This is a genomic window from Pseudomonas sp. NFACC08-1 (assembly GCF_900106735.1).
Classification (GTDB): Bacteria; Pseudomonadota; Gammaproteobacteria; order Pseudomonadales; family Pseudomonadaceae; genus Aquipseudomonas; species Aquipseudomonas fluorescens_Q.
The window spans coordinates 314,302-331,910 of the sequence record NZ_FNNL01000007.1; the positions used below are offsets into that span (position 1 = coordinate 314,302).

Here is a 17,609-nt window from a genome sequence, read left to right on the forward strand (position 1 = left end):
GACACGTCCATGACGAGTCGCCATTGCCCGGCGGTGCTGATCGCCGCTCCGGCTTCGGGGCAAGGCAAGACCACCGTCACCGCCGCCCTGGCCCGTTTGCATCGCAACCAGGGGCGCAAGGTGCGCGTCTTCAAGTGTGGCCCGGACTTTCTCGATCCGATGATTCTCGAGCGGGCCAGCGGCGCGCCGGTCTATCAGTTGGACATGTGGATGGTCGGCGAGCAGGAAAGTCGTCGGTTGTTGTGGGAAGCCGCCGCCGAAGCAGACCTGATCCTGATCGAAGGGGTGATGGGGTTGTTCGACGGCACCCCGTCCAGCGCCGACCTGGCGCGACATTTTGGTGTACCGGTGCTGGCGGTGATCGATGGCACGGCCATGGCCCAGACCTTCGGCGCCCTGGCCCTGGGCCTGGCCCGGTATCAGCCGGACTTGCCGTTCGCCGGGGTCTTGGCCAACCGCGTTGGCACCTTGCGCCACGCGCAGTTGCTCGAAGGCAGCCTGACCGAAGGCCTGCGCTGGTACGGCGCGCTGTCCCGGGAAACCGGCATCGAGTTGCCCAGCCGCCACCTCGGGCTGGTCCAGGCCAGCGAGTTGAATGACCTCGACCTGCGCCTCGACGCGGCAGCAGAGGCCTTGGCCGGCAGTTGCGAAGTGGCGCTGCCGCCGGCGGTCGAGTTCGCCGCGCCTGAGGTGATCGACCCGCAGCCATGGCTCGACGGTGTGCGCATCGCCGTGGCCCGGGACGAAGCGTTTGCCTTCACCTATGGCGCGAGCCTCGATTTGCTGCGGGCCATGGGCGCGCAGTTGAGCTTCTTTTCGCCGATCCATGACACCGAACTGCCCGAGGCGGACAGCCTGTATCTGCCCGGCGGTTATCCAGAGCTGCACCACGTTGCGTTGGCCCGGAACACGCCGATGCTGGCGGCGATCCGTGCCCACCATGCAGCCGGCAAACCGTTGCTCGCCGAATGTGGCGGTATGTTGTATCTGCTTGATTCATTAACCGATGTCGAAGGCGTGCGTGCCGAGCTGCTGGGCTTGCTCGCGGGTGAGGCGCAGATGCAAAAGCGTCTGGCGGCCCTGGCGCTGCAATCGGTGGACTTGCCGGAAGGCATCTTGCGTGGGCATACCTATCATCATTCGCTGACCAGCACCGAACTTGAACCGATTGCCCGTGGCCATAGCCCCAACGGCGGGCGTGGAGCAGAAGCGGTGTTTCGGCAGGGGCGGATGACGGCTTCCTATGTTCATTTTTATTTTCCGTCGAATCCGAGGGCGATTGCCGCGCTGTTTGCGCCTGACCTTGAGGCCGCGAAAAGGCCATGACCGACAACGCTTTCTCCCAGGCTGAACGCGACGCAATCTACCGCGCCATCGCCGAGCGCCGTGACATGCGCCACTTCAGCGGCGGCACGGTTGAACCGGCCTTGCTGCGCCGGCTGCTGGAAGCCGCGCACCAGGCGCCCAGCGTCGGCCTGATGCAACCTTGGCGGTTTATCCGCATCAGTGACCGCGCCTTGCGCGGGAACATCCAGCAGTTGGTGGAAGAAGAACGCATCCGCACCGCCGAGGCCCTCGGCGAGCGCAGCGATGAATTCATGAAGCTCAAGGTCGAAGGCATCAACGACTGCGCCGAGGTGCTGGTGGCGGCGTTGATGGAGGATCGCGAGCGGCACATCTTCGGTCGCCGGACCTTGCCGGAAATGGACCTGGCCTCACTGTCCTGCGCGATCCAGAACCTGTGGCTGGCGGCCCGCGCCGAAGGCTTGGGGATGGGCTGGGTGTCGTTGTTCGATCCCCAGGCCCTGGCCGATCTGCTGGGCCTGCCAGCGGGCGCCAAGCCGTTGGCGATACTCTGCCTGGGTCCGGTCGAGGCTTTTTACCCGGCGCCGATGCTCGCCCTGGAAGGCTGGGCGCAACCGCGTTCGCTGAATGAACTGCTCTATGAAAACCAGTGGGGCGTGCGCCCATGAGTGTGGCCTTGCTCACGGTCGCCGCGGTGGCGCTGGACGCGCTGCTGGGCGAGCCCCGGCGCGGGCATCCGCTGGTGGCGTTCGGCGGTTTTGCCTCGCGGATCGAACAACGTTTCAACTCCGGTGGGCGCGGCTGGCGCAGCCATGGGGTGACGGCGTGGATCATCGCCGTGGTGCCGTTGACCTTGCTCGCCACGGCCCTGTCTTGGGCGCCCATGGTTGGCTGGCTGGTGGAGATCCTCGCGCTGTACTGCGCCCTCGGCCTGCGCAGCCTCGGCGAACATGTCGAACCGGTGGCCCAGGCGCTGCGCAGTGGCGATCTGGACGAAGCGCGCCTGCGTGTCGGCTACCTGGTCAGCCGCGAAACCCGCGAGCTGGACGAAACCGCCGTGGCCCGTGCCGCCACCGAGTCGGTGCTGGAGAACGGCAGCGACGCGGTGTTCGCCGCGCTGTTCTGGTTCGCCGTGGCCGGCGCGCCCGGTGTGGTGTTGTACCGCCTGAGCAATACCCTCGATGCCATGTGGGGCTATCGCAACGAGCGTTTCGAGCGCTTCGGCTGGGCGGCGGCAAAGATTGACGATGTGCTCAACTACATTCCGGCGCGCCTGGTGGCGTTGACCTACGCGCTGCTCGGCAAGACCCGCCTGGCGCTCAAGTGCTGGCGCAGCCAGGGCCCGACCTGGGACAGCCCCAATGCCGGGCCGGTCATGGCCGCCGGTGCCGGTGCGCTGGGTGTGGAGTTGGGCGGGGCGGCGATTTATCACGGTGAACTGCACCAACGTCCGCCGCTCGGCGAAGGCGTGCCGGCGAGCGCGGATTCCATCGATCGCGGCTGGCAATTGGTCCAGCGCGGCGTATGGTTATGGCTGCTGATTCTCTGCCTGGGAGCTGAGTTTTATGCTTGAGCACGGTGGACGCCTGCGTAACGCAGCCCGGCAATACGGCATCGCCGAGGCTGACTGGCTGGATTTGTCCAGCGGCCTGGCGCCTTGGCCGTTCGAGGTTCCGGCGATTCCCCTGCGGGCCTGGGCGCGCCTGCCGGAAACCGATGACGGGCTGGAACAGGCCGCCTGCGACTACTACGGTGCGTTGGATGTGTTGCCGGTGGCCGGTTCGCAAATGGCCATCCAGCTGTTGCCGCGCCTGCGCCGGGCCGGCAAGGTCGGTGTCTTGTCGCCGTGTTACGCCGAGCACGCCGAAGCCTGGCGCCGCAGCGGCTACATCGTGCGCGAAGTGCTGGAGTCGGAGGTGGATTTCTTTCTCGACAGCCTCGACGTGCTGGTGGTGGTCAATCCGAACAATCCCACGGGCCTGAGCCTTGCACCCGAGCGCTTGCTGGACTGGCATGGGCGCCTGGCCCAGCGCGGTGGCTGGCTGGTGGTGGATGAAGCCTTCATGGACGTCACGCCGGCGCTGAGTCTGGCGGCGCACACCCATCTGGTCGGGTTGATCGTGCTGCGCTCGTTTGGCAAGTTCTTTGGCCTGGCCGGGGTTCGCCTGGGGTTTGTACTGGCCGAGCGCCGCTTGCTCAAGTTGCTCGCCGAACAGGTCGGGCCGTGGGTGGTCAGCGGGCCGACCCGGGTGCTGGGGCAGGCGTGCTTGCTGGACACTGATGCCCACGCCTACCAGCGCCAACGTTGCGAAGCCACCAGCCAACGCCTGGCGCTGATGCTCGAACGCCACGGCTTCAAGCCGCAGGGCGGCTGCGGGTTGTTCCAATGGCTGGTCACCGAACACGCCCTGGGGCTTCATGATTTCATGGCCCATCGCGGCATTCTCCTGCGCTTGTTTACCAACACCAGCAGCCTGCGCTTCGGACTGCCAGCCGACGACAGCGAATTCCTGCGCCTCGAACAGGCCTTCGAGGCCTATGCCAAGGACACCCGATGACCACAGTGATGGTGCAGGGCACCACGTCCGATGCCGGCAAAAGTACCTTGGTCACGGCTTTATGCCGCTGGGTCCGCCGCCAGGGTGTCAGCGTGGTGCCGTTCAAGCCGCAGAACATGGCGCTCAACAGCGCCGTGACGGCTGACGGCGGTGAAATCGGCCGCGCCCAGGCGGTGCAGGCCCAGGCCGCCGGCCTCGAACCGCATACTGACATGAACCCGGTGCTGCTCAAGCCCAACAGCGACACGGGCGCCCAGGTGATCATCCACGGTCGCGCCGTGACCACCATGAATGCCGTGGCCTATCACGATTACAAAGCCATCGCGATGCAAGCGGTGCTGGCCTCCCACGCGCGCTTGAGCGCGACCTATCCGGTAGTGATGGTGGAGGGCGCCGGCTCGCCAGCGGAGATCAACCTGCGTGCTGGCGACATTGCCAACATGGGCTTTGCCGAGGCGGTGGACTGCCCGGTGCTGCTGATCGCCGACATCAATCGCGGCGGGGTGTTCGCCCATCTCGTCGGCACCCTGGAATTGCTTTCCCCCAGTGAACAGGCGCGGGTCAAGGGTTTCGTCATCAACCGTTTTCGCGGCGACATCGCCTTGTTGCAACCGGGTCTGGATTGGCTGGAGGCGCGCACTGGTAAACCGGTGGTGGGCGTGCTGCCCTACGTGATGGACCTGCACCTGGAAGCCGAGGACGGCCTCGACCAGCGCCAGGCCGACAAGGCCGAACAGCTGCTCAAGGTGCTGGTGCCGGTGCTGCCGCGCATCAGCAACCACACCGATTTCGATCCGTTGCGGTTGCACCCACAGGTCGACCTGCAATTCATCGGCCCCGGCCAACCTATCCCGCCGGCCGACCTGATCATCCTGCCCGGTTCGAAAAGCGTGCGCAGCGACCTGGCCTACCTGCGCGCCAACGGCTGGGAAAGCGCCCTCCAACGGCACCTGCGCTACGGCGGCAAGCTGCTGGGCATTTGCGGCGGCTTGCAGATGCTCGGCCAGCAGGTCCACGACCCGCTGGGGCTGGAAGGCGCGGCGGGCTCCAGTGCCGGCCTGGGCCTGCTGGCCTTTGAAACGACGCTGGAACACGAGAAACAACTGCGCAATGTCCGCGGGCGATTGGCCTTGGAAGAGGCTGAAGTCAGCGGCTATGAGATTCACGCCGGGGTAACCACCGGCCCGGCACTGGAACACGCAGCGGTGTACTTGGAAGACGGTCGTTGCGACGGCGCGCAAAGTCTCGATGGGCAGATTTTCGGCACCTACCTGCATGGGCTGTTCGAGTCTCCCCAGGCCTGCAGCGCGTTGTTGCGTTGGGCCGGGTTGCAGGATGTGCAGACGGTGGATTACCACGGCTTGCGCGAACGGGACATCGAGCGGCTGGCGGATCTGGTGGAGCGGCATTTGGACACTGGGTTGTTGCGTGAACTCTGTGGGATTTGAGGCCGGCAGCAACACCGCCATCTGAAAGGTAAAAAGCATCATGCTCCAACTCATCCTCGGCGGCGCCCGCTCCGGCAAAAGCCGCCTGGCGGAAAAACTCGCGGTCGAAACAGGCTGGCCAGTGACCTACATCGCCACCAGCCAACCCCTGGACGGCGAGATGAACGCACGGGTCGCCCAACACCGAGCCCGTCGCCCGGCCGAATGGGCGCTGGTGGAAGAACCCTTGGCCCTGGCCCGGGTGCTGCAAGAAAACGCCGCCCCCGGACAATGCCTGCTGGTGGATTGCCTGACCCTGTGGCTGACCAACCTGCTGATGCTCGAGGACCCCGAGCGGTTGAACACCGAGCGGGAAGCGCTGCTGGACTGCCTCGCCGCGCTGCCCGGGGAGATCATTTTTGTCAGCAACGAGACTGGCATGGGTGTCGTGCCCCTGGGCGAGTTGACTCGCCGTTATGTCGATGAAGCCGGTTGGCTGCATCAAGCCTTGGCCGAACGGTGTCGGCGCGTCGTGCTGACCGTCGCCGGCCTGCCCCTGACTCTCAAAGGTACTGCGTTATGAATCACCGCTGGTGGCTGGACCCGTGCAAGCCCCTCGATACCCAGGCCCTGGAACAGGCCACGGCCCGTCAGCAACAACTGACCAAACCGGCTGGCTCCCTCGGGCGGCTGGAGTCGGTGGCGGTGCAACTGGCGGGGCTGCAAGGGCAGGTCAAGCCGAGCCTGGATCACGTCTGGATCGCGATTTTTGCCGGCGATCATGGCGTGGTGGCGGAGGGCGTCTCAGCCTTTCCCCAGGAAGTGACCGGGCAGATGCTGCTCAACTTCGTCAGCGGCGGCGCGGCCATCAGCGTCCTGGCGCGGCAACTGGGCGCTTCGCTGGAAGTGGTGGACCTGGGCACCGTGACGCCTGCGCTGGACCTGCCCGGCGTGCGGCATCTGCGCGTCGGCCCTGGCACGGCGAATTTCGTCCACGGCCCGGCGATGACCGTGGCCCAGGGTGAGCAAGCCCTGCAAGCCGGCCGCGACAGTGTGCAGCGTGCCGTTGCGGCCGGGACGCACTTGTTCATCGGCGGCGAGATGGGCATCGGCAACACCACGGCGGCCAGCGCCCTGGCCTGTGCCTTGCTCGATTGCCCGGTGGCGCATCTGGTCGGCCCGGGCACCGGGCTGGACGCGGCGGGTGTCAGCCACAAGGCCCAAGTGATCGAACGGGCCCTGGCGCTGCACGCAGCCCTGCGCGACGACCCGTTGCAGACCCTGTTCAATCTCGGCGGTTTTGAAATCGCCGCGTTGGCCGGCGCGTACCTCGCCTGTGCCCAGCAAGGCGTCGCCGTGCTGGTGGACGGGTTCATCTGCAGTGTCGCGGCTCTGGTGGCGGTACGCGTCAATCCCGGATGCCGGCCATGGTTGCTGTTCGGCCATCGCGGCGCCGAGCCGGGCCATCGCCACGTGCTGGAAACCCTCGGCGCCGAACCGCTGCTGGACCTTGGCCTGCGCCTGGGCGAGGGCAGTGGCGCGGCGTTGGCGGTGCCACTGTTGCGCCTGGCCTGTGACTTGCACGGGCAGATGGCGACGTTTGCCGAAGCGGCCGTGGCGGATCGCCCGGCATGACCTTGCGCCTGGACCTGCTGCGCCACGGCGAAACCGAATTGGGTGGCGGCTTGCGCGGCAGCCTCGATGATGCCTTGACTGCCAAGGGCTGGGAACAAATGTACGCGGCAGTCATAGACGGCGGGCCCTGGGATCGGCTGGTCAGTTCGCCGTTGCAGCGTTGCGCCCGTTTCGCCGAACAACTCGGCGCCCGACTCGGCGTGCCGGTGCACTTGGACAAGGACCTGCAAGAGCTGCATTTCGGCGCTTGGGAAGGTCGTAGCGCAGCGGCGTTGATGGACGCCGACGCCGAAGCACTGGGCCAGTTCTGGGCCGATCCCTATGCCTTTACGCCCCCCGAAGGCGAGCCGGTGCTGGCGTTTTCCAGCCGCGTCCTGGCAGCGGTCAAACGCTTGCACGCGGCTTATGCCGGTCAGCGGGTCTTGCTGGTCAGCCACGGCGGCGTGATGCGCCTGCTGCTGGCCCAGGCCCGCGGCTTGCCAAGGGAGCAATTGCTCAACGTCGAAGTCGCCCATGGCGCACTGTTCTCCCTGACCGTGTCGGCAGGTCCAGTGCTCGAAGAGGCGGATTGACCATGTTGCCTTTCTGGATCGCCCTGCAATTTCTCAGCAGCCTGCCGGTGCGCCTGCCTGGCATGCCCGAGCCCGAACAACTGGGGCGTTCGCTGCTGTTCTATCCATTGGTGGGGCTGGTGTTCGGTGCTTTGCTGTGGCTGCTCAATGCACTGCTGCTGGGTGCACCGTCGCTACTCCACGCCGCGCTGTTGCTGACGGCCTGGGTGTTGCTCAGCGCAGGCCTGCACCTCGACGGCCTGGCCGACAGCGCCGACGCCTGGCTGGGCGGTTTTGGTGACCGTGAACGCACGCTGCTGATCATGAAGGATCCGCGCAGCGGACCCATTGCGGTGATCACCTTGGTGTTGGTGCTGCTGCTCAAGTTCGCCGCGCTGCTGGCGTTGATCGAGCAGGGGCAAGCGTTGGCCTTGATCATCGTGCCGGTGCTGGGGCGTGCGGCGTTGCTTGGCCTGTTTCTCAGCACACCTTACGTGCGCGCCGGCGGGTTGGGCCAAGCGCTTGCCGATCATCTGCCCCGGCGCGCGGGTGGATGGGTGTTGTTGGTGTGTGCGTTGGGCTGTGTGCTGGTGGCGGGGTGGCCCGGCGTTTGGGCATTGGCCGTTGCTTTCGCGGTGTTCGTTGGCTTGCGGCGGATGATGCTGCGCAGGCTCGGGGGCTGCACCGGGGATACAGCCGGGGCGTTGCTGGAGTTGCTTGAAATAGCGGTGTTGGTGGGGTTGGGGTGGGTCTGAGTTGACGGGAAACGCGATGGTGGGCCGTTTCGGGATTTGAGGGGTCAACCCTTTAACCCACTCACCCGAGCAAACTCCATCAATCCACCGTCATGCCCAAGCCCCAACTTGTCCATGGCGGTGCGTTTTTGTCGGCTGATAGTTTTTTCACTGCGATTGAGCTGGGCTGCAATCTGTCTGCCCGACATCCCGTGCACGAACAGCCTCACCACCTCCAGCTCCCGTTCGGAAAGGCTCACCCGGTTGGCGTCCGAGCGCGTGGCGGCCAAGGTTTGCCCTCGCAGAAGCTCAAGAAAAGCCGGGCATGCATACTGCCGCCCCTGAGTGACACCGAGGATGGCCTGTTTCAGTTCCATCAAAGGACTGCGTTTATCGAACAAGCCGTTCACGCCGGTATTGAGCAAGGCCTGCAACACGGACGGATTGCGTAGCATGGTGATCACGATCAGGGGGCAGGCGCGGTAGTGGCGTTTCAAATAGCCCATCAGGGCCAGGCCGTCCGGGAACTGCCCATCGGGCATCGAATAGTCGCAGATGACCAGGTCGCAGGGGGTGCGCTCCAAGTGCTGGAGCAGTTCATCGGCGTTGCGAGCCTTGGCAACCACTGAAAACCCAGCCCCCGCCAGGACCATTTCGATACCCGTCAGCACGACGGGGTGATCATCGGCAAGGATGATGCGTATAGGGTTGTCCGAAGAAGGCCTGTGCGACACTCGCGTATCGTCACAGGTGCTGAGGCCGAAAATGTCGCGGCATTCGGGCGTGTGGTTCAGATTCATTGCTGCCTCTACAGGGGTCAAGTACATCCCGACCGCTGCTGACAAGCCGTCGGAGCGCTCAGATCAAGCCTCGTTCGCGCGCGATTTTTCCCGCGAGATGACGCGAACTGACGCCGAATTTTCGGCGAATGTTGTTGAAGTGATAATTGACGTTGGCCTCGCTGCAATCAACGATGACGGCAATCTCCCAAGAAGATTTGCCAGCCTCGCTCCACTGCAGGAATTCCTTCTCCCGATTGGTGAGTCGGATCGCTTGAGCAGGTTTTTTTTCCGTGGAGTGGTAATGGTCCTGGTATGGCGCCGAACGTCCAGAAATCGCGGTGCTGTGGTACATGACTGAAACTCCCATTCATCATCATTATTTGATGGCGTGGGGGTGGCGGAATCTTCCCACTTCTTGATGGCATGGTTCGCACAACCCGTCTTCAAGCCTGCAGGCAGGGCTGAAAGCACGGTTTCGTTTATAGCTTGATTCAAAGCACCTGAAACCTGTCAGACATTACAGGTGGGGGACTCTAATGAGTAATGGTTGAAAAGGCTGTCAGCCAAAGCGCCTGATTTTGTGGGATTTATTTCCGTCTGGTTGACGATTCCGTTTGTCCTGACCAAGCAAAAAACCAGGAGAAAGCGAGGCTAGGGAACATGGCATAAGTGAAAATCGCCATTTAAATTTGCATTCAATCAACCCCGGGTATATACACGCACCATGCTTCCTTCCCAATGCTTGTGCATCAACCTGCGTCGCGCCGCGCGTGGCGTCAGCAGGTATTACGACGGCGCCCTCGACGGCTTCGGGATCAACGTTGCCCAGTATTCTTTGTTGAGTAACCTGGCGCGCCTGGACCAGCCGAGTATTTCTTCCCTGGCCGAAGCCATGGGCCTGGACCGCAGCACTCTGGGTCGTAATCTGCGTGTGCTGGAAGGCGAAGGGCTGGTGGCGCTGGCCGAGGGGGAAGACCTGCGTAACCGCATCGTCGTGCTCACTGAGACGGGGCAGGCCCGGTTGGCGGCGGCGTTGCCGGCCTGGGAAGCGGCGCAGCAGAAACTGATTGATAAGCTGGGCGCCGAAAAGCGTGCGACCTTGCTGGCCTTGCTGGATGAACTGGCGTGAAGCCGGTTCGTTCGATGATAAGTGGGTATATACCCGCGACCGGAGAACAAGAATGACATCGATGTGGCGTACCTGTGGTTGGGTCCTGGTGGGCAGCGCGCTGATCCTGGCGTTGTCCCTGGGCGTACGGCATGGCTTCGGCCTGTTCCTGGCGCCCATGAGTGCCGAGTTCGGCTGGGGCCGTGAGGTGTTCGCCTTTGCCATTGCCTTGCAGAACCTGATCTGGGGCTTGGCGCAGCCGTTCACCGGGGCGCTGGCCGACCGCTTCGGTGCGGCGAAAGTGGTGCTGATCGGCGGTGTGCTGTACGCGCTGGGCCTGGTGTTCATGGGCATGGCTGATTCGCCATGGTCCTTGTCGTTGAGCGCGGGTCTTTTGATTGGTATCGGCCTGTCGGGCACGTCGTTCTCGGTGATTCTGGGTGTGGTCGGGCGGGCCGTGCCGCCGGAAAAACGCAGCATGGGCATGGGTATCGCCAGTGCCGCCGGTTCCTTCGGCCAGTTCGCCATGCTGCCCGGTACGCTGGGGCTGATCGGCTGGCTCGGTTGGTCGGCGGCGTTGTTGGCGCTGGGGTTGCTGGTGGCGTTGATCGTGCCGCTGGTGAGCATGCTCAAGGACGCGCCGTTGCCGGTCGCCGGCCATGAGCAAACCCTGGGCGAAGCCTTGCGTGAGGCGTGCAGCCATTCGGGGTTCTGGCTGCTGGCGATTGGTTTTTTCGTTTGCGGTTTCCAGGTGGTGTTCATCGGCGTGCATTTGCCGGCGTATCTGGTGGACCAACATCTGCCAGCCAGCGTCGGCACCACCGTGCTGGCCCTGGTCGGGTTGTTCAATATCTTCGGCACCTACACGGCCGGCTGGCTGGGCGGGCGCATGTCCAAGCCACGCCTGCTGACCGGGTTGTACCTGGTGCGGGCGGTGGTGATCGGCTTGTTCCTGTGGCTGCCCGTGACCACCACCACGGCGTACCTGTTCGGCATGGCGATGGGCTTGCTGTGGCTGTCGACGGTACCGTTGACCAACGGCACGGTAGCGACCTTGTTTGGTGTACGAAATCTCTCGATGTTGGGTGGGATCGTGTTCCTGTTCCACCAATTGGGTTCGTTCCTCGGTGGTTGGTTGGGCGGGGTGGTGTACGACCGCACCGGCAGCTACGACTTGATCTGGCAGGTGTCGATCCTGCTCAGCCTGTTGGCGGCGGCGTTGAACTGGCCAGTACGTGAACGTCCGGTGGCGCGCCTGCAAGTCCAGGCAGGCGCAGCATGAGTCGCATCGGTCCGTGGTTGATCGCTGCCGGTGCCGGCCTGCTGCTGGCGTTCGCCTGGTGGGGCTGGCATCAGGGCGGATTGGCCTTGATGCAGTTGGGCATGGGCAACTGCTGACAATGGACGGCGTCGGACGCTGCGAGTAACGTCTTGGTCTGACGTGCTTTTAAGGAAAATCGACATGTTGATGCGCTGGTTTGCTGTTCCCACCCTGTTGCTGGCTGTGACCGGGCAAGTCTGGGCCGCTGGTTGCCCACCGTTGCTGGAGGGTTCGTTGCCCAAGCTACGGGCCAAGGAAACCATCGATCTGTGCCAGCGCTTCGCCGGCAAGCCGCTGGTGGTGGTCAACACTGCCAGCTTCTGTGGGTTCGCCCCGCAATTCAAAGGTCTTGAGGCGCTCAACCAGCGCTACAAGGACCAAGGGCTGCAAGTGCTGGGTGTGCCGTCCAATGACTTCAAGCAGGAGTCCAAGGACGGCGCTGAAACCGCCAAGGTCTGCTACGTCAATTACGGCGTGACCTTCACCATGACCGAACCACAACCGGTGCGCGGCGCGGATGCCATCCCGTTGTTCAGGCACTTGGCCGAACAGTCCGGTGCGCCGAAGTGGAATTTCTACAAATACGTCGTGGACCGACAGGGCAAGGTCATCGCCAGTTTTTCCAGCCGGACCAAGCCCGATGATCCTGAGTTGATCAAGGCTGTAGAAGCTGCCATCGCTTCGAAACCCTGACCGCCAGCCGCGAAAAAGCCCCGGCTCTTTGCAGAGTGCGGGGCTTTTTTCGTTTCAGCGGCGAGGCGTTCAGCTTCGCCGTGCACCATCAGAAGCGGTAGGTTGCACCGACACCAAAACCGTTGGCGCTGTTTTCGTATTCAGCGTTGTAGGATTGGTTGAGAGCATTGCTGCCACTGACTTTGACTTTTTCTTCCTTGAGGTAGGAATACGCCACGTCAATGGTCAGATCGTCGGTTGGGCTCCAGCCGGCACCGAGGCTGAAGATGGTCCGGTCGCCAGTAGGGATGCGTGGCGAGCGGTCGGCGTTGTTGGTGGGCGCCTGGTCGAAAGACAGGCCGGTACGCAGTACCCACTGTTTGTTCAACTGGTAGGAAGTCCCGATGGCGTAGGCCCAGGTGTCGTGCCAGTTTTGTTCTTCGGTGATGGTGCCGAGAGACGGGTTCAGTAAACCACCGCCGCTGCTGGTGCCTTCGTTTTCCACCGTGATTTCTTTCAGGCGGCTCCAACGAGTCCAAGTGCTACCGGCATAGACGGTCCAGGCATCATTGATTTGTTGAGTGACCGAAAAGTCCACCGACTCAGGCGTGGTGATGTCCAGCGAAGCGTCGTAGCGACCGTCGGTAAGCAGGAAGGCAGGCATCCCGGCGCCCGGGTTCACTTCAGTGTGGCCTTCAAGCTTGTACTTGACCTTGGAATGGTAGGTCAAGCCGACACGAGTGGTGTCGGTTGCCTGGACCAGCACGCCGACATTATAGCCGTAGCCAATGTCGTCACCCTTGATCTCTACGCCGGCCTCGGGCAGGCCCGGTACGCCCAACTGCGATTCCAGGGAGCCGGAAATACGGTTGATGGTCGGGCCGAAACCGATCGATACCTTGTCGTTGAAGGCATAGCTGACGGTTGGCTGGAAAGTGACGACTTTCACTTCGCTCTTGCTGCCGAAACTCCGACCCTGGAAGCCGTTTTCATAATCGGTGATCAAGCCAAACGGTGCGTAGACACCCAGGCCGAAAGCCCACTGATCATCGATAGGCTTGACGTAATAGCCCATCGGAACGCCGGTCAGCGGGACCATGTCACCCTTGTTGGTGCCGGACTGGGTGCCGCTGGCATCGTTGATATCGGTGGAGGCATCAATGGCGGCGAAGCCACCGGTGACTTGCTGGCGCTTGAGGCGCGACATGCCGGCAGGGTTGCCAAAAACGGTGCTGGCGTCATCGGCAATGGAAGAACGACCTGCGAAACCAGTGCCCATGCCACTGATGCTTTGTTCGTTCAAGGCAAAGCCACTGGCGAAAAGTTGGGTGGATGCCAAGGTGACGGCAAGGCCGAGGGTGGTTTTGAGCATGATTTTTTTCATTGTTAGAACTCCTGATGATCACCGGGGCGAAAATTACCAACATTTTCGTGCAAGCGCTATAGCCCGTATCGCTTGATTTAGAGGGGTTTTGTAGGACAATCCGACCAGATTCGCGACCGTTGCAGGAAGTTTCCAAATTTCCCATCAGCAAGCGACCTGATTCAGTGATGAAACACAGCTTCGCCAGGCGCAGGTGAAATCTCGCATGCGCCCTTGGGGGTGGAAGGTTTGTCGCCAGATGCGGGCCATGCCAAGCAGGTCATCGGCTTCGGGAAGCGGAGTGTTCTGTTCCTCCACCAGCAGCCAGGCAATGGCAGTGGCATAGCGCAGGTTGACGGTCAATTCCAGGTGCGGACCGCTGAGAAAGGCGTGCTGGCTGGCCAGGCCGCGTACCAGGCTGGCACGTTCTGGGTCCAGCGCCAGGTAATGGTCCCAGAGTGCCTGGTGTCGGGGCTCGGTAATGCGATACAGGCCATGCCCGCGGCGATCATGCAGGGCTGAACCCAGGGCGGACTGGCTGGCGGCAATACCCAGCAACAAGGATTCCGCCGTTGCACTGTGACGCTCAAGGTAGAGGAGCGTCGGGCGGATCACATATCGACACAGTTCGCTGGCAGCGATACCCATAAAACCCTCGAAGTGTGAAATGGGCGGAGCCTGAAGAGTGTGGGCTTGGCAGCGGTGGATCGGTCCAGGCCCCGCCGGAAGCGGATCATGCCGCTTGACTTGAAGTTTAGTGTCATATTTGCGTTGTAAAGGACTGTTTTTAAAACATCTTCAACGAACGGTTATAACTGTTATATCCCTTGGTACTTACGCCGTTTCGCTTAATCGAGGAATTCCGGGCAATAAAAAACCCCGCTTTTGGGGCGGGGCCTTTGGGGTTTCAGCCTTTCTGGCGTCTCAGGCAACCAGTGCCTGACGAGTACGCTCGATCACGGCCTGCAGCGGCTCGGCGCTGGAGTACTGATCGGGGTACAGGCGTTCGCTGTGACGGGCGATGCCGTGTTCGTTGACCAGGGTGAAGCTGAAGCAGCCTTTGCGAGCGGCCATGATCAGGCAGTTCATCGGGGCAAAAGCGTTGGTTAGGGTGCGGATAGCATCCTGTGCGTGGATTTGAGTGGACATGTTATGGGTGTTCCTGCAAATGACACGGTTAAGAACCGTGCAACGTTAAAACGTTCCAGTAACGTCGACCACCATTGGTCGAACGAAGAACCCGACTGGAACAAAGCAGCCAGTTTGAGCGCTATATGAAGTGCGCGCTTGGGCTGGCAGGTAGGTACTTAGGAGGGCAGGCAACACATCGAGGGCAAAGGTTCTGGGCCCGGGGTGAAGATCCTGATCAATTTTGCAGGTTGGTTCGGTCAGAGTAAGGAGCCTGGCAACACCCTTTGCATTCGATCAAAGGCTGTGTTGACGCAAGGTTTACCTGGAAACCATCGAGGGGGCCGGTCTCCTTTTTTCGGTGAGGCGTCCTTTGAAGGATGGCTGACCTTGGAGATGTGTTCGACCCGGAATTGACTTTCAGCTTGGTACTAACGCCGCGGATACTAACGGATCGAACTCGTGAAGGGAAGGGCGTTGGCTAAAAAATATTCAAATGGGCCATAAGAGAAAGGCCAAACCATGCTGTCTGTACCGGGGACAGGATGGACACGGCCCCCGTGGCGAGGGAGCTTGCTCCCGCTGGGTTGCGCAGCAGCCCCAAAAGCAGGGCCGCTTCGCGCCCCAGCGGGAGCAAGCTCCCTCGCCACCGACATAGCACAGGATCCCGAGGACTGCGGTGCATCCAAGCCACTGTTGCGCTGGGCAGGGCATCAAGGTTATCCCCAGGTTCTGCTGCCAAACATACAAAAAAAGCGCAGCGTTATAACCCATTCGGCTGTTACTTGTGCACACTCGCTGCACCACTTGTCACTGTACTGTCATGTCGAAACAATCCGGGGTGGGTGCCTGCATCCAAAATTTAAGTCAATGAAAAACATCGCTTTTTTTTACTGGTGAAAAAATCGTCAGTTTGAGCGCAGGCCCCGTTCCACAGGGCTTTGCGCGAGTTCAGGGGGGGTTGTCCACTGAGTTATCCACAGCTTCTGTGGATTGTCCCAAGCGCTTGCTCTAGCACGGGCGTGCCGGTTTTTTTCGGCTTTACCCGTACGAAAAAAGGAGTAGAGTGGCGCGCCTTCCGATCTATCCCACAGTGTTTTATGAAGTTTCGCTCCGTATCAAATCCTGTTACCTCCACACCCCCTGGTGTTACCCCACCCAAGCGTATTTCGATGCGGGTGGCTGAGTGGCTGCTCGATAGCCCACGACTGGGAGATAGCCCCAGCGTCAAGCACTTGGCCGGCCGGTTACTCAAGCAACCGGCCCGTGAAGGCGTGGTGGCCGCGCAAAGTCGCCTCGGACAATTGATGTGCCGTGAATGCGGCAACGCCCGGGATCGCCGTATCGGCCAGGACCTGCTGCGCCAAGCTGCGCGTGCCGGCGATGATCGAGCCCGCCGGGCCCTCGGTGAAATCGAAGGCTGAAAACGAAGACCGAGCTGGGCAACCCCCGGCCGCTTGGTTAACCTTCGGGCTTTATTTGATCGGCAGGAATTGTCATGGCTATGGATTTGACCAGCCTGTTGTTTGGCCTGGCGGGCGCTGCGGTGCCGTTGCTGGCACTGGCCTGGCACCTGCAACGCCAGGCCGCCGCGGCGCAGACCGAACTGGCCCTGCTGGAAGAGCGCCTGGCCACGGCCCACATGGCCCACGATGGCCTCAATGCCCAGCTTGATGCCTGCCGCGATGAGATCAGCGACCTGAGCCAGGCGAACGCCGCCAAGCAAGCCGAGCTTGCCGCAGCCTGTCGTGAAGTGGAGTTGTTGCAGATCGAGCGCGACAACGCCCGGGATGCGGCCCACGCCTGGAACCTCGAGCGCGCCAGCAAGGAAGCGGAACTGCGGCGGCTCGATGCCCAGGCGGCGTCGTTGCATGCCGAACTGCGCGAGCAGCAGGAAAGCCATCAGCAACGTCTGGATGATCTGCAAGGTTCGCGCGACGAGTTGCGGGCACAGTTCGCCGAGCTCGCCGGAAAAATCTTCGATGAGCGTGAGCAGCGTTTCGCCGAAACCAGCCAACAGCGCCTGGGCCAGTTGCTCGATCCGCTGAAGGAGCGCATCCAGTCCTTCGAAAAACGTGTCGAAGAAAGTTATCAGGCCGAGGCCCGGGAACGTTTCTCCCTGGGCAAGGAGCTGGAGCGGCTGCAGCAGTTGAACCTGCGCCTGAGCGATGAAGCCACCAACCTCACCCGTGCCCTCAAAGGCCAGAAAACCCAGGGTAACTGGGGCGAGTTGATCCTGGAGCGGGTACTCGAACATGCCGGCCTGGAGAAGGGCCGTGAATATCAGACCCAAGTCAGCCTCAAGGGCCCGGACGGCGAGCGTTTCCAACCAGACGTGTTGATTTACCTGCCCGGCGACAAGCAAGTGGTGGTCGATTCCAAGGTCAGCCTCACGGCCTATCAGCAGTACGTGGCCGCCGAGGACGACGCCATTGGCCAACACGCCCTCAAGCAACATGTGGCGTCGTTGCGCGCCCACGTCAAAGGCTTGGCCGGCAAGGATTACAAACGCCTGGACGGTCTGCACAGCCTGGATTTCGTGTTGCTGTTCGTGCCGATCGAAGCGGCGTTTTCCGCCGCCCTGCAAGCCGAGCCGAACCTGTTCCAGGAAGCCTTCGATCGCAATATCGTGATTGTCAGCCCGACCACGCTGCTGGCGACATTGCGGGTGATCGACAGCTTGTGGAAGCAGGAACGCCAGAGCCAGAACGCTCGGGAAATCGCCGAGCGAGCGGGGTGGCTGTATGACAAGTTCGTGCTGTTCATCCAGGACCTGGACGAGATCGGCAGTCGCCTGCAGCAACTGGACAAGGCCTACAGCGCAGCGCGCAACAAGCTGACCGAAGGGCGCGGCAACCTGATCAGTCGCAGTGAACAGCTCAAGCTCCTCGGTGCCCGGGCGAGCAAGAGTTTGCCCGCCGATTTGCTCGAACGGGCGATGACCGATGCGGATGGGCTGCCTGAGTTGCCTGAAGAAACGGCAAAAACCCAGGATTAATGAAACCCTTAAGCTTGATGCAAACCC

The 17,609-nt window shown here is 62.2% G+C and carries 19 protein-coding genes; 14 read left to right on the top strand and 5 right to left on the bottom strand.

Annotated elements, in window-relative coordinates; genetic code table 11:
- Window positions 1-9: 9 nt before the first annotated feature.
- The 9 genes from BLU76_RS17145 to BLU76_RS17185 are packed head-to-tail and all read left to right on the top strand — an operon-like array spanning window position 10 to window position 8,231.
- Window positions 10-1,326 carry a cobyrinic acid a,c-diamide synthase CobB gene (locus BLU76_RS17145; protein WP_092223624.1) on the top strand — a complete coding sequence of 439 codons (1,317 nt, stop codon included), beginning with the start codon at window positions 10-12 and terminating at the stop codon, window positions 1,324-1,326.
- Complete coding sequence (bluB, locus tag BLU76_RS17150; protein ID WP_092145296.1) at window positions 1,323-1,973, top strand: 5,6-dimethylbenzimidazole synthase; 651 nt, start codon at window positions 1,323-1,325, stop codon at window positions 1,971-1,973. Before BLU76_RS17145 ends, bluB begins: the two co-directional genes overlap by 4 nt.
- A complete protein-coding gene (gene cbiB / locus BLU76_RS17155) occupies window positions 1,970-2,878 on the top strand; it encodes an adenosylcobinamide-phosphate synthase CbiB (RefSeq protein WP_092145298.1) in 909 nt (302 codons plus the stop codon). Before bluB ends, cbiB begins: the two co-directional genes overlap by 4 nt.
- Window positions 2,871-3,863 (top strand): threonine-phosphate decarboxylase CobD, encoded by a 993-nt coding sequence (gene cobD, locus BLU76_RS17160; RefSeq protein ID WP_092223590.1) that lies wholly within the window; start codon window positions 2,871-2,873, stop codon window positions 3,861-3,863. Before cbiB ends, cobD begins: the two co-directional genes overlap by 8 nt.
- On the top strand, window positions 3,860-5,311 hold the full coding sequence (locus BLU76_RS17165; RefSeq protein ID WP_092223591.1) for a cobyric acid synthase: 1,452 nt from the start codon (window positions 3,860-3,862) through the stop codon (window positions 5,309-5,311). The genes cobD and BLU76_RS17165 overlap by 4 nt, the downstream gene beginning before the upstream one ends.
- Window positions 5,312-5,351: 40 nt before the next feature.
- Complete coding sequence (gene cobU / locus BLU76_RS17170) at window positions 5,352-5,873, top strand: bifunctional adenosylcobinamide kinase/adenosylcobinamide-phosphate guanylyltransferase (RefSeq protein WP_092223593.1); 522 nt, start codon at window positions 5,352-5,354, stop codon at window positions 5,871-5,873.
- On the top strand, window positions 5,870-6,925 hold the full coding sequence (gene cobT / locus BLU76_RS17175; protein WP_092223595.1) for a nicotinate-nucleotide--dimethylbenzimidazole phosphoribosyltransferase: 1,056 nt from the start codon (window positions 5,870-5,872) through the stop codon (window positions 6,923-6,925). The genes cobU and cobT overlap by 4 nt, the downstream gene beginning before the upstream one ends.
- On the top strand, window positions 6,922-7,497 hold the full coding sequence (gene cobC / locus BLU76_RS17180) for an alpha-ribazole phosphatase family protein (protein ID WP_092145308.1): 576 nt from the start codon (window positions 6,922-6,924) through the stop codon (window positions 7,495-7,497). Before cobT ends, cobC begins: the two co-directional genes overlap by 4 nt.
- A 2-nt stretch (window positions 7,498-7,499) precedes the next feature.
- The gene (locus BLU76_RS17185; RefSeq protein ID WP_092145310.1) at window positions 7,500-8,231 is read left to right on the top strand and encodes an adenosylcobinamide-GDP ribazoletransferase; all 732 of its coding nucleotides are present in this window, start codon (window positions 7,500-7,502) and stop codon (window positions 8,229-8,231) included.
- A 44-nt stretch (window positions 8,232-8,275) separates the two neighbouring features.
- On the opposite strand, the gene BLU76_RS17190 is transcribed toward BLU76_RS17185, so the two are convergent.
- On the bottom strand, window positions 8,276-9,010 hold the full coding sequence (locus tag BLU76_RS17190) for a response regulator (RefSeq protein WP_063324768.1): 735 nt from the start codon (window positions 9,008-9,010) through the stop codon (window positions 8,276-8,278).
- A 58-nt stretch (window positions 9,011-9,068) separates the two neighbouring features.
- Window positions 9,069-9,344, bottom strand: coding sequence for a response regulator transcription factor (locus BLU76_RS17195; protein ID WP_063324769.1), 276 nt, complete (start codon window positions 9,342-9,344; stop codon window positions 9,069-9,071).
- Between the two features lie 372 nt (window positions 9,345-9,716).
- Here BLU76_RS17195 and BLU76_RS17200 point away from each other — a divergent pair, with 372 nt between their 5' ends.
- The 3 genes from BLU76_RS17200 (at window position 9,717) to BLU76_RS17210 (ending at window position 12,114) form a co-directional block, all read left to right on the top strand.
- The gene (locus tag BLU76_RS17200) at window positions 9,717-10,121 is read left to right on the top strand and encodes a MarR family winged helix-turn-helix transcriptional regulator (protein WP_063324770.1); all 405 of its coding nucleotides are present in this window, start codon (window positions 9,717-9,719) and stop codon (window positions 10,119-10,121) included.
- A 52-nt stretch (window positions 10,122-10,173) separates the two neighbouring features.
- Complete coding sequence (locus BLU76_RS17205) at window positions 10,174-11,382, top strand: MFS transporter (RefSeq protein WP_092145314.1); 1,209 nt, start codon at window positions 10,174-10,176, stop codon at window positions 11,380-11,382.
- Between the two features lie 180 nt (window positions 11,383-11,562).
- Window positions 11,563-12,114: a glutathione peroxidase gene (locus BLU76_RS17210; RefSeq protein WP_092145316.1), complete on the top strand. Its 552-nt coding sequence runs from the start codon at window positions 11,563-11,565 to the stop codon at window positions 12,112-12,114.
- 88 nt (window positions 12,115-12,202) lie between these two features.
- Here the strand turns inward: BLU76_RS17210 and BLU76_RS17215 are convergent, their stop codons facing one another.
- The 3 genes from BLU76_RS17215 to BLU76_RS17225 form a co-directional block, all read right to left on the bottom strand.
- Window positions 12,203-13,477: an OmpP1/FadL family transporter gene (locus BLU76_RS17215; RefSeq protein WP_063324773.1), complete on the bottom strand. Its 1,275-nt coding sequence runs from the start codon at window positions 13,475-13,477 to the stop codon at window positions 12,203-12,205.
- Between the two features lie 144 nt (window positions 13,478-13,621).
- The gene (locus tag BLU76_RS17220; RefSeq protein ID WP_092223598.1) at window positions 13,622-14,104 is read right to left on the bottom strand and encodes a hypothetical protein; all 483 of its coding nucleotides are present in this window, start codon (window positions 14,102-14,104) and stop codon (window positions 13,622-13,624) included.
- 276 nt (window positions 14,105-14,380) lie between these two features.
- Window positions 14,381-14,605, bottom strand: a complete 225-nt coding sequence (locus BLU76_RS17225) for a hypothetical protein (RefSeq protein ID WP_003204606.1) — start codon at window positions 14,603-14,605, stop codon at window positions 14,381-14,383.
- Window positions 14,606-15,684: 1,079 nt separating this feature from the next.
- Between BLU76_RS17225 and BLU76_RS17240 the strand changes: the two genes are divergently transcribed.
- Together BLU76_RS17240 and rmuC are read left to right on the top strand one after the other, a co-directional pair.
- The gene (locus tag BLU76_RS17240; protein ID WP_072348674.1) at window positions 15,685-16,008 is read left to right on the top strand and encodes an SEL1-like repeat protein; all 324 of its coding nucleotides are present in this window, start codon (window positions 15,685-15,687) and stop codon (window positions 16,006-16,008) included.
- A 188-nt stretch (window positions 16,009-16,196) separates the two neighbouring features.
- Window positions 16,197-17,582 carry a DNA recombination protein RmuC gene (gene rmuC / locus BLU76_RS17245; RefSeq protein WP_170862023.1) on the top strand — a complete coding sequence of 462 codons (1,386 nt, stop codon included), beginning with the start codon at window positions 16,197-16,199 and terminating at the stop codon, window positions 17,580-17,582.
- The last annotated feature ends 27 nt before the right edge of the window (window positions 17,583-17,609 follow it).

What these genes read in the sequence shown, in the direction of transcription:
- BLU76_RS17205 (WP_092145314.1), top strand. Translation starts at nt 10,174, where the DNA reads ATGACATCGATGTGGCGTACCTGTGGTTGGGTCCTGGTGGGCAGCGCG.
- BLU76_RS17240 (WP_072348674.1), top strand. Translation starts at nt 15,685, where the DNA reads ATGAAGTTTCGCTCCGTATCAAATCCTGTTACCTCCACACCCCCTGGT.
- BLU76_RS17200 (WP_063324770.1), top strand. Translation starts at nt 9,717, where the DNA reads ATGCTTCCTTCCCAATGCTTGTGCATCAACCTGCGTCGCGCCGCGCGT.
- BLU76_RS17185 (WP_092145310.1), top strand. Translation starts at nt 7,500, where the DNA reads ATGTTGCCTTTCTGGATCGCCCTGCAATTTCTCAGCAGCCTGCCGGTG.
- BLU76_RS17210 (WP_092145316.1), top strand. Translation starts at nt 11,563, where the DNA reads ATGTTGATGCGCTGGTTTGCTGTTCCCACCCTGTTGCTGGCTGTGACC.
- cbiB (WP_092145298.1), top strand. Translation starts at nt 1,970, where the DNA reads ATGAGTGTGGCCTTGCTCACGGTCGCCGCGGTGGCGCTGGACGCGCTG.
- BLU76_RS17195 (WP_063324769.1), bottom strand. Translation starts at nt 9,344, where the DNA reads ATGTACCACAGCACCGCGATTTCTGGACGTTCGGCGCCATACCAGGAC.
- BLU76_RS17165 (WP_092223591.1), top strand. Translation starts at nt 3,860, where the DNA reads ATGACCACAGTGATGGTGCAGGGCACCACGTCCGATGCCGGCAAAAGT.
- BLU76_RS17190 (WP_063324768.1), bottom strand. Translation starts at nt 9,010, where the DNA reads ATGAATCTGAACCACACGCCCGAATGCCGCGACATTTTCGGCCTCAGC.
- BLU76_RS17225 (WP_003204606.1), bottom strand. Translation starts at nt 14,605, where the DNA reads ATGTCCACTCAAATCCACGCACAGGATGCTATCCGCACCCTAACCAAC.
- BLU76_RS17145 (WP_092223624.1), top strand. Translation starts at nt 10, where the DNA reads ATGACGAGTCGCCATTGCCCGGCGGTGCTGATCGCCGCTCCGGCTTCG.
- cobT (WP_092223595.1), top strand. Translation starts at nt 5,870, where the DNA reads ATGAATCACCGCTGGTGGCTGGACCCGTGCAAGCCCCTCGATACCCAG.
- cobC (WP_092145308.1), top strand. Translation starts at nt 6,922, where the DNA reads ATGACCTTGCGCCTGGACCTGCTGCGCCACGGCGAAACCGAATTGGGT.
- BLU76_RS17220 (WP_092223598.1), bottom strand. Translation starts at nt 14,104, where the DNA reads ATGGGTATCGCTGCCAGCGAACTGTGTCGATATGTGATCCGCCCGACG.
- cobU (WP_092223593.1), top strand. Translation starts at nt 5,352, where the DNA reads ATGCTCCAACTCATCCTCGGCGGCGCCCGCTCCGGCAAAAGCCGCCTG.
- bluB (WP_092145296.1), top strand. Translation starts at nt 1,323, where the DNA reads ATGACCGACAACGCTTTCTCCCAGGCTGAACGCGACGCAATCTACCGC.
- cobD (WP_092223590.1), top strand. Translation starts at nt 2,871, where the DNA reads ATGCTTGAGCACGGTGGACGCCTGCGTAACGCAGCCCGGCAATACGGC.
- BLU76_RS17215 (WP_063324773.1), bottom strand. Translation starts at nt 13,477, where the DNA reads ATGAAAAAAATCATGCTCAAAACCACCCTCGGCCTTGCCGTCACCTTG.